At 49.9% G+C, this 11352-nt stretch carries 7 protein-coding genes; all 7 read left to right on the top strand.

The window, feature by feature from the left end; all coding sequences use genetic code 11:
* Positions 1 to 2896, top strand: a 2896-nt coding sequence (locus KKH67_06535) for a hypothetical protein (protein MBU1318840.1), incomplete at its 5' end; no start/stop codon positions are given.
* Positions 2893 to 4719, top strand: coding sequence for a PorV/PorQ family protein (locus KKH67_06530; protein MBU1318839.1), 1827 nt, complete (start codon positions 2893 to 2895; stop codon positions 4717 to 4719). The genes KKH67_06535 and KKH67_06530, both read left to right, overlap by 4 nt.
* Before the next feature lie 18 nt (positions 4720 to 4737).
* Positions 4738 to 7566, top strand: a complete 2829-nt coding sequence (locus KKH67_06525; GenBank protein MBU1318838.1) for a SpoIIE family protein phosphatase — start codon at positions 4738 to 4740, stop codon at positions 7564 to 7566.
* Complete coding sequence (locus KKH67_06520) at positions 7559 to 8323, top strand: ParA family protein (protein MBU1318837.1); 765 nt, start codon at positions 7559 to 7561, stop codon at positions 8321 to 8323. Before KKH67_06525 ends, KKH67_06520 begins: the two co-directional genes overlap by 8 nt.
* Positions 8323 to 9030 (top strand): STAS domain-containing protein, encoded by a 708-nt coding sequence (locus KKH67_06515; GenBank protein MBU1318836.1) that lies wholly within the window; start codon positions 8323 to 8325, stop codon positions 9028 to 9030. The genes KKH67_06520 and KKH67_06515 overlap by 1 nt, the downstream gene beginning before the upstream one ends.
* Positions 9031 to 9055: 25 nt before the next feature.
* Positions 9056 to 10795, top strand: coding sequence for a GGDEF domain-containing protein (locus tag KKH67_06510; protein ID MBU1318835.1), 1740 nt, complete (start codon positions 9056 to 9058; stop codon positions 10793 to 10795).
* A 141-nt stretch (positions 10796 to 10936) separates the two neighbouring features.
* Positions 10937 to 11352, top strand: a 416-nt coding sequence (locus tag KKH67_06505; GenBank protein ID MBU1318834.1) for a polysaccharide biosynthesis/export family protein, incomplete at its 3' end; no start/stop codon positions are given.

Below are 11352 nucleotides of genomic sequence, written 5' to 3'. Positions count from 1 at the left end.
CGATATCACTGTGTCGCCTGCTGCTGCCGAGGAGTTCAGTGTTCTGATATCATCCCCTCAGATTGTCGGAATCCCGTTCGATTCCCCTGCGACGATAACCGTGCTTGATGAGTTCGGCAACATCGCTGTTGACTTCGATGCATTTGCAGACAATGTGACGCTGAGACCGGACGGAACAGGTACGGTGATACCGTCAGTACTCGATGAAGCGTCGAGCTTCATTGATGGCGTGTGTGATCTCACTCAGTTTGCGGTTATGTATGAAGGTCAAGCGAGATTTCTGACTTTCAGTGCTGAGTCGAATTCAGGCGTTACCGGCACATCCAACACTGTTGAGATAAATTCATCCAGTATTGAGGGTCTCTTTGTCAATCCGACTGAGCTCTTCAAAGGTGATACGCTGATTGCTTCCGTAACGATTGCCAACTTCGGTTCACTTCCGGCGGTGATAAATACCATTACGCTCAGCTCTTCGCAGGGCGGTGTGGGGATTATATCTGTGAGCCCTCCATTGCCCGACAACATAGCCGGGAACTCATCTCTCACTTATGAACTAAAGAGCATTATCCCCGAGGACTTCGATCCAGGATGGACCAGGTTCCGATCATCTTTCAGGGGACTGTACAATCTCCAACCAATAACCGATACGAGCGCTTATCTCGATTCTGTGCGAATCCTGACTCAACAGAATCTCGTCTACTCCGAATCATCGCTGTCTCCCACTGTGGTGACCAAAGGAGAGTCGTACGCGTTCACATGCGATGTCGAGCATTTTGGAGCGGAGAACATCACACTGAATACAGGCAGTTTCATACGATTCATATCGGAGGATGCGGATACATTCAGAAGCAAGCTGGCGATCCCCATCTATGTGATTGCTCCGACAGTGCAACCGGTGACGCTTTTCTTCCAGGAAAGCACGATTGACAGCGGCTTCGCGTCGGGACAATATGACGTGGAGCTCCAGTTGATTGGTCAACAGGGATCATCGAACTATTCGGATCAGATTGTCCTGACGGATTCGATAACGATACAGACGCCATCCAGTTTGCAGTTTGAAGAGGAGAGCTTTGAGCCATCGACGGCATTCAGAGGAACAAGCATTCAGCCAACTCTGCGAGTTTTGAATAATGGGGAAGCGGAGCTTGAATTGGATCTGGAACAGTCAGTGTTAAGGCTCACTTCTGGAGACGATGAGATTCGCTTCAGCCTGTTTGAATCTGACTCTGTCATGGCGCCGGGAACGAATGTGCTCCATTTCAATGCGAAGTCTGTACCATCGTCGTTCCCACTCGATACAAACTCGCTCACCCTCGACCTGTCGGGCATCGAAAATGGCCATCCCAACTCTGCATCTCTAAACTTAGGTGAAGATCTGATCGATTTCCTGCAGCAGACGACAGTACAGATGAACTCTGTCACAGCGGTTTCGGCCAACACTCCCAATATCAATACTCAGCAGGAGTTTGATGTTGTAGTAAAAGTTTCGAACGAAGCCGAGGAAGACCTCTCGGAGGTCTGGATTGAGATGCTGACAGATGGCACATCTTCATTCGAGGATTCTCTGTCGCTGGACATACTCCCCTTAGGAGAAGCGGATTCAGTGACATTCCATGTCACAGCATCGACTGAGCCGAATCCTGCAGAGCTATTCATTGCAAGAATAAGGTCAGCTACCGGCGTAGTGACCGGCCAGAAAGCGATGGTTCTTTCTCCGATTGACAACACTGCAGCAGTCAGCATTCAGACGCCTGCATCAATTTCGCTCTCGGCAAGGATTGATGCCCCCATGACTGCCGTTGATGGTATTCTGAGCTACGGACAGGGCTTTCACATAATCGCTGGCTTCGAGAATCACGGTCAGGCGAGCGCTGGATATGGAATCGTCAGTCTCTCACTCAGGAATGCTGCCGGATTCGAAACGTCGGATGAACCGCTTATAGCTTTCTCCATAGATGATGTTGTCGGGTGGAATGTGGCTACGCCTCGCACAGAAGGGAATTTTGAGATTATCATCGAACTGACTGACATTCCCATAGACTCGAATACCGGACTTCCCTCTGATGTGGGCATAGGTGCGGACACGATTTCGGTCACTGTGCAGCAAGAGGAACTCAAACTGCGAGTTGAATATGACGCTTTTCCCGGCCACTTGCTGAGTCCCGGTGACCAATTTATGCCGGTGACGCTCAACATTTCAGCGGTGGCGGAGAATCCGGAATCCGAGATTCGCATCAACAGTCTGCTACTGGGTCTCTTGGATAGGTATGATGGTTCAATCGCATCAAATAATCTTCTCGTGGGAGCATCTGTGCATTATGGAATCAGTCAGACCGCTGGATCGTTGGCCGGCAATCAGGTTCAGTTTGCTTTTGATGATGGTCTTATTGTGCGGGCGGGGCAGGCAGCCGACATCTCAGTTTCGTTCACACTCAGTTCTGCTTACTCCGGTTCAAATTTCTTCATCGAAATGGACAGCAGCAGCATGTCCGCAACGGATATCACATTCGGGATCGAGGGTGCGGATGTGCCTATAACGGGGATTGGGGATACGCCATTCTACTTCAAGGCGGGTTTTGGTATGGTGCCCCGGGAACTCGAATCGTCTTTTTTCAATTACCCGAATCCATTCGCAGCAGGGAACGAAAGCACAAACATAGTCTACTACCTCGCAGGACCGTCTGATATCACGCTGGAAATCTTCACATTGATTGGAGAACTGGTTTTCTCGGAAGAAATCGCCTCGGGGTCCGCTGGTGCGGTTGCTGGTCGAAACGTATTAATTTGGGATGGCAGCAATAGCCGGGGAGAGACTGTCAATAATGGTGTGTACATTGCGGTCTTGAAGGTTGCGTCGGGCGGAGATGCAAGAACTAAGATAGCGGTGGTGAAATGAGGGAGAGGTTCCGCATAGCCGTGATGATTCTTGCGATTGCGCTTGTTCTGGCAGGCTTGGTGCAGGCAGAACCGCAGGGAGGGCGCGAGTCTCTCTTCGTGCTCGGTGCCGGAACCCGCGCTCTTGGCATGGGGGGAGCGTTCTCGGCTATTCCCGGTGATGTATCGTCTGTTTACTGGAATCCGGCCTGTCTGTCATTGCTTGAATACAGACAGTTGATATGGACTCATGTTACGCTTTATGAAGAGACGAGCTACGATTTCGCCGCAGCAGCGTGGCCGATTCTTGACTTTGGAACAATTGGTGTCGGCGGTATGAAGATAGGTACCGGCGGCATCGAATTTCGCGATGAGTATGGGCCTTTAGGGACGTACGATTATAGCAATGGTCAATACTGGTTGTCTTATGCGCGCAGCATCTACCGCTGGATTCATGGCGGGGCAAACATCAAACTTGTCGATCAGAGTCTGGCTGGTTTCTCTTCGAGCACAGCTAGTATCGATGCGGGGCTGCTGCTCCAACCGTTCAGCATGGTATCTTTCGGTGTGAATGTTCAGGATGTAATTGCGGGCAAGATGAAGCTCTTGCGGGCGGAAGAAGGTATTCCGTACAACATCAAATTCGGAGCCGCCGTGAACTGGATGAACGCCGAAAGGAGCTTTGGCGTGATAGCGGCGATGGACTTCGACAAAACAGAGGGCCAGCCCGCTTCCAGGCACTTCGGCGCGGAATTGATGTTCATGAAGTATATGTTGGTCCGAGGCGGATATGATCGTGAGGATATCACTTTTGGAGCTGGCATAAGGTACAGGCTCCTGGGTGCTGATTACGCGTACAAATCAAACGATGTGCTGGGAGCAAGTCACAGGTTTGGATTGACGCTGTTTTTCGGTCCAACCGTATCTGAGCAGAGGCAACATAGGATTGAGCGAGGACTATTGCGTGAAAGCCAGCGCCGTGATGAAGAAAACCGCTCCCGCATCGATGGGCTGTGGCAGTCTGCATTCGACGCGTTCAGTCGCAATGATCTCGATTCGGCATCATTGCTGTGCAGTCAGCTGATCGGATATGAACCTGAACATGAAGAGGCAATACGTCTGATGCAGAGAATTCGTGAACTCAAGAATGAGCAGACGGAGAGCCAGATCGAAGAGAAAAGTCGAGAGCGGGCTGTCGGAAGTATGGTGACGGATCGCGTGGCCAACGGAATGAGCCTTCTCAATGAGGGCAAGCTTGGAGAGGCAAGAGAGGAGCTCAATCAGGCACTGAAGCTGGATTCAACAAATGTAGCGGCGCTGGATGGATTGGCGAGAATCGACGCTGCTGTCGCTCGCCGTGTGCAGGTTCACATATCGAATGGGGATGCCAGATTTTCTGTACAGGACTATGGCGAGGCAGTGGTTAGCTGGAACAGAGCGTTGGAACTGAAGCCTGATTTGCCGATCGTGAGAGAGAAGGTTGCACGGGCAAAGCGGCTTATGGTGATAGATCAGAGGCTGAGGGATGCACTGGAGACTTATGCTGAGGGTGATACGGCGCAGGCGCGCAGTCTGTTCACCGAAGTGCTCACGCTGGATCAGAACAATGCTACTGCGATAGAATACATCAGAATTATGGATAGAGTGGAGGCCGAGACAATCACTCTCGATGAGCTGAGACAAGACACTGAGTACTGGAAATTGTATCTTGACGGACTTGGCTATTTCAGAAATAAGCAATACGATGAGGCTATCGACGCCTGGGAGAAAGTGCTGGAGAAGTACCCGGGCAACAGAGAAGCTTTGACAAACATTGGACAGGCGAAACTCAGAAGAGACAAATAGCGGACTGGATTGACGCAAATGCGCGGCAGAACTATAAAGGAATCTCTCGTAACATTCCCGGCCAAAGAGTCGCAGCTTCGGGAGATCAAAACCTATGTCGAAACGGTTTGCAGAGAAACCACGCTCTCGAAGAGAGATGTGGACAGTATCCTTCTCGCAGTGGAAGAGGCATGCACTAATGTCATTCGGCACGCATACCTGTATGCGTCCGGGACGATAAAACTCCAGATAACACTCACCAGGAGAAGTATAGTATTCACTGTGTCCGATACGGGGCGGTCGTTCGACTTCGCCGCAGCCGGATCACCCGACCTGGAAAGGTATATCGAGACGGGGCGCAAAGGCGGCCTCGGAATTTACCTCATCCGAAAGGTAATGGACGATGTCAGCTACCGAACTGTTAAGGGTGAGAATCAACTCCGGATGGTCAAGAGACTCCCGAAGCCTGCCAAAGTTATTCTGCCGAAGACTCCCGGGCTTACCATTCGGGCGAAATTCTCTCTCTGGACCGCGGCAACTCTCTTTCTTATCGTAACGGCCGCCTACTTCTACTTCGACTCTCGCACCACTGACGCTTACAGACGCGACTTCATGTCCGATATCGAGAATCTCTCCGGCACCATCTCGAGTCAGACCGCACCTCTGATCATGAATAATCGATCAGACCCCGAATTCGACGAGCTTGCACTGAACTTCAAGAACGAAAATCACCAGGTGGTCTATCTCGTCATCACAGACGGTGCGGGGTTGATCAGAGCCAGCACCGAGGCCCCGTCTTCCATATACACGGAATACAGCTACCCGGAAGGATACTCTGACCTGGAGTTCGGACAGATTCAGGAAGTGACTTATGACTCGGCAGCAGTCTATCATATCTCGAGACCGATATTTCCAGACAATCCGTCGCTGGGCACCGTCAGCGTAGGTGTGTCCGACAGGTTCTGGAAATCAGAGATAACTCAGTCTCGCAAAGGGATCTTCCTTATAGCGATTCTCAGCTATATTGTCGGCATCATCGCCACTTATGTGCTTGCCAACTACTTCGTGAAACCGATTCAAAAGATCACGGAAGGTGTAAGGAGATTCAACACCAGCGATACAAATGAACCTCTTCCGGTTGATGGCGTCGATGAATTCAGTGCCATCGCTCAGGCATTCAACGAAATGACGGTCAAGATCAAGGAGGCACAGAAGGACGAGGTCGAGAAGGAACGCCTGCAGAAAGAAATGCAGGTGGCTCAGGAGATTCAGCAGACGCTTCTGCCAAAGCAGTTCCCTGACATAGAAGGTTATGATATCTCGACTATCTATCGTGCTGCAAAAGATGTTGGCGGGGATTACTTCGATTTTGTCTGGATCGATGAAGAGACACTGGGAATAATCGTCGCCGATGTTTCCGGCAAGGGCGTCCCCGGATCACTCGTAATGACGATGATCCGCACTGCGGTGCGTCTGGAAGCACGTGGAAATAAGTCGGCTGTCGATGTTTTGAGCCGGGTGAACGAATTCATTACGGACGATGTCAAGAAGGGCATGTTCGTAACCATATTCCTGGTTGTGCTCGATTCGCGCAATCGCAAAATATCGTTCGCTTCAGCCGGCCACAATCCGATGATCCTGTATCGCATGGCAGAAGACAAAACCTATTTTCTTAATCCGAAAGGGATTCCTGTAGGTATAACCCTTCCGGATGGTTTGAATTTCGAGGAGACGATATCGTCGGAGTCAGTCAATCTCAAGAAGGATGACATCCTTGTGATTTACACGGACGGCATCACTGAAGCCATGAATCCTGAACGAGATCAATACGGCATGGAGCGTTTCTTGTATTTCATCAAGGATCATGCGCGGCTGACCCCGGATGAATTCACCGAGAAACTGAATGAAGATATTCTCGAATTCACCAGCGGCGCAGAACAGAATGATGATATCACGCTTGTCGCAATAAAAGAGAAGATCATGGCTGACGCCTATCTTCTTACTCGGCGGAAGAAACTGCTCGATCTTGTTGAGAAGAATGGGATGCCTGTTAAGGAGGCTTGCGAAGAGATGGGCGTTTCTGCATCCTCCTATTACAAGTACAGGAAGCGCTACGATATGTACGGCGACGAAGGGCTTCTCAACAAGCAGTTGCGTGTGGACAGCACTCCGCGGATGCTGTCGTTCGAGGATAGAAGAATGCTGCTGGCAGCAATACGCGAACATCCTGAATACGGCACGGCACGTTTGAAGTCCGAGCTCGACAATGATAAGTACGGAAGTATCAAAGTCGATGAGAACATTCTGTATGAAGAACTTGTCAGATTGCGTCTGAATACAAAACGACTCAGGCTTGAGTTTGTGGCCAGGGAGAGCAGGTCTCTGACCAGCGCAGAAAAGGAGACGCTGGCAAAAGAGCAGCAGAGATTCCAGAAGAAAGTGGAGCTGGACAAGAAGGCGTATCTTGATTTGGTCAAGGCATCGGCCGCCGCAGGAGACAATGGTAGGAATAAGATGATTCCTGAGCTCATCGAACGGCTATCGGGTGCCGGACTTGCTGAGGAGGACGTCAGGGAATTCCTGGAGGCTGTCGTAAATGATCAGACAGTGACGAATAAAGACCAGATTTTCTCACTTGTCGAGAAGCTCTCCGAGCGGGCTTCTCAGATTGTCGAGACTCGTCCCGGCAAACGCGTTCTCGACCAATCGAGGTTTAATAAGGCCGACTTGTCCGCCTGGAAGAAGGCTGAAGAAAAAGGTATTGACCTGAATTCGCTTGACAACGAAGATGAAACTTCTAGTTTCGATTTTAACGAGTACGCTGAGAAAATGTCTGCTGAGGAACATGGGTCGAAGAAGCATGCGTAAGATTGCAGTCATGACATCCAAGGGAGGTACCGGGAAGACGACTACGGCCATAAACCTCGGCCATTGTCTGGCTTTGTCGGGTAAGCGCGTGCTTCTGATTGACTGTGATAGTCAGGCAAACATTTCGATGGCATTCGATGTTGATCCGGAGAAGGGTCTCGCTGAGTTGATCACGATAGGTGAGGTGGATATCAAGAAGGTTAGGCCAAACTTGTTTATTGTCGATTCAGGCGGAAAGCGTCTTGTGGAGTCAGAATTAGTGCTTGCCAAGCAGGATGACCGTGAAACGAGACTGAAGCGTGTGCTTAGTCGCCTTGAGGGATCAGACTACGTAATATGTGACTGTCCTCCCACGATCAATCTGATTAATATAAATGCCCTTAATTTCTGCGATCATGTGATTATTCCGGTTTCCATGGACTTCTTCGCCTGTGAGGGTGCTAAGAAGACCATGACACTGATTGGTGAAATTAAGGATCGGATCGGGCACTCGCTGAATGTCATGGGACTGCTGGCGACATTCTTCGATCGACGGACCAAGATATCTCAGCGTACATATGATCATCTCGTGTCCCAGTTTGGCGATCTGGTTTTTGCCACGAAGATCCGCATAAACACTCAACTCAAAGAGGCGCAGGCCAAGTTTCAGACTATTTTTGAATTTGCACCGTATTCGCACGGCGCATTGGATTACTTTCTGTTAACCAAGGAGATTGCCAACGGCTCGGGCCGTGGTCCGACTGAGGTGGATAACTAATGGAAAATATCAAGATATCATTAGACACAAGTGGTGTCGACGGGGAAATATCGATCGTTCGTGTCGATGGCGTTATCGACACAATGACAGCCACTGAGTTGGAGAAGGTGATGAATTCCCTTCTCGGTCAGAAGCGATTTAACATTGTCATCGATCTCGGCGGTGTAGATTACATCTCGTCTGCGGGATGGGGCATATTTATCTCGAATATCAGAGAAATCAGGCAGAACGATGGCGATATCAAACTTGCACGTATGATTCCAAATGTGCACGAGATTTTCGAGTTGCTGGAATTCGATTCGATTCTCCATTGTTTTGACAACATAGAGAAAGCTAAGCACGACTTCAGACTGAACGGTAATTCTGCAGATAACGATGTTGAAGCATCCAAATCGACGGTTGCGGGCAGACTGAGAGAAGCAGGTGCGGCAGCTACAGCCGAAGCCCCTGCCGCAGTTGCTGTAAGCAAGCCGGTAACCATTGCTGACAAGGTGGATGAGCATGTCGCAGCTCAGCCCAGCCTGGAAAGCAGAGTGCTTGAACTGGTCAAAGAGGATCCTTTCTACTCAGTATCCGAAATGAAGAAAATCATAAATTCGGAGAACAGTTTTGAGGGCAAAGTCGGCTGGTGGAAAATCAGATCTATCCTAAGAGAGAACGACCTCAAATCCAAGAAGAAGAGGTTTCGATACTCTCGCAAAGGCTAAGCTAAACCCATCTCACAGGTGAAACATGCTGTTTGCCCTGATTACACTACTGCTTCTGGTGGGGATATTCTTTTTGAGGCTCGAGAGTAACAGTGTCCTCCTCATAACTGGTATATGGGCTGCCGGATGGCTACTTGTCCGAGTAATTGCGGGGGGATATAACAGTTTCCTCAACAAATCATCGTTGAAAGTCACGCGTCTACAGATAAGAGCGGAAGAACAAATCCGGAACATAATCCGAAGCGATGGAAGCGTTCGCAAGAAGTGGAGTGACTTCTGCCGGGTGATCACATCGGTCTATGGATCTGATTCGGCTCTTGTATGCGTAAGCGAGGGGAGTGGCTTTCGGGTGATGTCCGGAATCGGAATTGATCCTTCCGAGATCAAGGATCTTTCATTAGGTGTCACTTCTGAACTCGCGCACGAGCTGAGAAACAATAAGCATGTCGTCGACGTGACAAGTGTCTCCTGTGACGATGCGCTGCCGGAAGTGCTTGTTGCCCAGTTCGGCATTAACCAGGCGTACCCAATATTGAAGTCGGATAGCGTCGAGGGGATACTGTTCGTCGGTTCAGGATCTATCGCTGAATCGGAAGAATTCAAGGACAGCATTCTGAACCTTTGCTCCTTTGCCGGCAGGCACCTCATCCAGCCGGGAACAGTGGCGACCGGTGTCGGTCAAACAACGTCGGCGGGGATGTCCGATCTTAACCCGGTCTCCCTGGATTCAAAGGCGCACAAGCAGTATTTCGAAATTACGGCAAAGCTTTTCAGAATTTACAACACTGATCACTTGTTCGACACGTTTGTGTCGAGCATTTGCAGACTCTTCCAGTCGGAGTGCTGTTTTCTGTTTCTGCCTGCTGAGAAATCCAAGGTGTTGAGAATGCGCTATAAGAGTGGCAAGGGGGTTGATGAACTTGCAGATCAGACCATTGATGAGAAGTCGTCACTGTTTGATCTGCTGCTTCGCAGACCGGGTGGCTATCTGGTAGATGACTTGCTTGGGTTGACGGGAGATAACTTCGATCTGCGTCACCTTTTCCAGCATGGAACTGAAATGGTCGTGCCGGTAAATCTGCCGGAGAAAAGGGCCGGATTGCTTGGACTTGTCAAACGTGTAGGCGATACGCAACCGTACAGCCTGGATGATTGCGAGATGGCGCACACTCTTTGCCAGACGGTAGAAATGATTCTGGAGAGCATACACCAATTCAGGAGAATCGAGGAGCTTTCCTACACTGACAGCATGACCGGATTGTATAATCACCGGTATTTCTATAAGCGTCTGACAGAGGAAATACTCAGAGCGCGCAGATTCACAAGGTATCTTGGGCTTGCGATATTCGACATCGATGATTTCAAAGTGTTCAACGACTCCTATGGGCATCAGACTGGTGACTACATACTGCGGCAACTTGGAGCACTATTCCTCGACTCTGTGCGCTCAATCGACATTGTCTGTAGATACGGAGGGGAAGAGTTCTGCGTGATAATGCCGGAATCGGACGAGGATTCCTGTCAACAGTTCATGGAGAGGTTGAGGGGAGAAGTCAGTTCCCATGAATTCAGAAGCCGATTCATCGACAAGAAACATGATATTGCGGTGTCGGCTGGAGGAGCGATATTTCCGTCGGATTCAGAGCGGGCGGATCGCTTGATATACTGCGCGGATATGGCTCTGCTGGAGGCTAAGAAATCGGGTAAGAACGTGTGCCGCATGTTCAGCAGGCTCTCTCCGAAAGGAAGTGCCGGTAGTGAATGAGAAAGAGATGCAACTTATTCTTCAATTTGATGTTATAGATGCTCATGCATACGACGATCTAAGATTATAGACAGAAGTTTTTTCTTTACAATGAGCTAAACTGGATATATCATGCCGACGTTACGGACATAAGGAGCCTCCATGATATTTTCTTCAAAAGCAAAGTTGGCGATACTCTTAGCCTTGGCGGTCTTGCTGCCCGCGTCGAGTAGAGCCATTGCGCAGTATAAGATCGGCCCGGATGACATACTCCAGATTTCGTTCTGGCAGAAACCGTCACTTGATCAGACTGTCACAGTTCGCCACGATGGCAATATCACGATCTCAATAGTCGGAGAGATTGTGGCTGCCGGGTTGGCTCCTGCTGAGCTGTCCAGGAAGATCGGCGAACGCGCGCACTACTATGACCCAGCGATTTCTCAGGCGGCTGTTACCGTGCTATCATATAACAGTCAGAAAGTCTTCATAAACGGGCAGGTTGCGAAACCGGGTGCTTATGCATTCGAGAAGATTCCTGACGTATGGACTCTTATCAAAGAGGCTGGGGGAGTCACACT

It is taken from the genome of Candidatus Zixiibacteriota bacterium (assembly GCA_018820315.1).
Lineage (GTDB): Bacteria > Zixibacteria > MSB-5A5 > JAABVY01 > JAHJOQ01 > JAHJOQ01.
The sequence above is the reverse complement of the archived record's forward strand: the minus strand, read 5'-3'. Positions and strand labels throughout refer to the sequence as shown.